Consider the following 1,886-nt stretch of genomic DNA (forward strand, 5'->3'; position numbering starts at 1 on the left):
TTCCAGATGCATACTCACGCGGACGTATCATCGGTGTTTATGCACGTCTTGCTCTTTACGGTGCAGACTACTTGATGCAAGAAAAAGTAAACGACTGGAACGCAATCGAAGAAATTGATGAAGAAACAATCCGTCTTCGTGAAGAAATCAATCTTCAATACCAAGCATTGCAACAAGTTGTTCGCTTGGGTGACCTTTACGGAGTTGACGTTCGCAAACCAGCGATGAACGTTAAAGAAGCAATCCAATGGGTTAACATCGCCTTCATGTCTGTCTGCCGTGTCATCAACGGTGCTGCTACATCTCTAGGACGTGTGCCAATCGTATTGGACATCTTTGCAGAACGTGACCTTGCTCGTGGTACATTTACTGAATCAGAAATCCAAGAATTCGTTGATGATTTCGTTATGAAACTTCGTACAGTTAAATTTGCTCGTACAAAAGCTTATGACCAATTGTACTCAGGTGACCCAACCTTCATCACAACTTCTATGGCTGGTATGGGTAACGACGGTCGTCACCGTGTTACTAAGATGGACTACCGTTTCTTGAACACTCTTGACAACATCGGTAACTCTCCAGAGCCAAACTTGACAGTTCTTTGGACTGACAAATTGCCATACAACTTCCGTCGCTACTGTATGCACATGAGCCACAAACACTCTTCTATCCAATACGAAGGTGTAACAACAATGGCTAAAGACGGATATGGTGAAATGAGCTGTATCTCATGCTGTGTGTCTCCACTTGACCCAGAAAATGAAGAACAACGCCACAACATCCAGTACTTCGGTGCGCGTGTAAACGTATTGAAAGCCCTTCTTACTGGTTTGAACGGTGGTTACGACGATGTTCACAAAGACTACAAAGTATTTGACATCGAACCAATCCGTGACGAAGTTCTTGAATTTGAATCAGTTAAAGCTAACTTTGAAAAATCTCTTGACTGGTTGACTGACACTTACGTAGATGCTTTGAACATCATCCACTACATGACTGATAAGTACAACTACGAAGCTGTTCAAATGGCCTTCTTGCCAACTAAACAACGTGCAAACATGGGATTCGGTATCTGTGGATTTGCTAACACTGTTGATACATTGTCAGCTATCAAATACGCTACAGTTAAACCAATCCGTGATGAAAATGGCTACATCTACGATTACGAAACAATCGGTGAATACCCACGTTGGGGTGAAGATGACCCACGTTCAAACGAATTGGCAGAATGGTTGATCGAAGCTTACACTACTCGTCTACGTAGCCACAAACTTTACAAAGACGCAGAAGCTACTGTATCACTTTTGACAATCACATCTAACGTTGCTTACTCTAAACAAACTGGTAACTCACCAGTCCACAAAGGTGTATACCTCAACGAAGATGGTTCTGTGAACTTGTCTAAACTTGAATTCTTCTCACCAGGTGCTAACCCATCTAACAAAGCTAAAGGTGGATGGTTGCAAAACTTGAACTCACTTTCTAGCCTTGACTTTAGTTATGCAGCTGATGGTATCTCATTGACTACACAAGTATCACCTCGCGCTCTTGGTAAGACTCGTGATGAACAAGTTGATAACTTGGTAACAATCCTTGATGGTTACTTTGAAAACGGTGGACAACACGTTAACTTGAACGTTATGGACTTGAACGATGTTTACGAAAAGATCATGTCAGGTGAAGATGTTATCGTACGTATCTCTGGATACTGTGTAAACACTAAATACCTCACTCCAGAACAAAAAACTGAATTGACACAACGTGTCTTCCACGAAGTTCTTTCAATGGATGACGCCTTGGATGCATTGAGCTAATCAAGTTCTTGAATAATGAAATAAGGAACCCTCGGTCAAACGACTGAGGGTTGTTTTTGTCTCCCGAAAACC

The 1,886-nt window shown here is 42.0% G+C and carries 1 protein-coding gene; it reads left to right on the forward strand.

Annotated elements, in window-relative coordinates:
- A partial coding sequence (gene pflB, locus HT699_RS08730; protein ID WP_172934278.1) for a formate C-acetyltransferase occupies nt 1–1,814 on the forward strand: 1,814 nt, incomplete at its 5' end.
- Nucleotides 1,815–1,886: the final 72 nt, after the last annotated feature.

The organism is Streptococcus sp. 1055, assembly GCF_013276815.1.
GTDB classification, from domain to species: domain Bacteria; phylum Bacillota; class Bacilli; order Lactobacillales; family Streptococcaceae; genus Streptococcus; species Streptococcus pseudopneumoniae.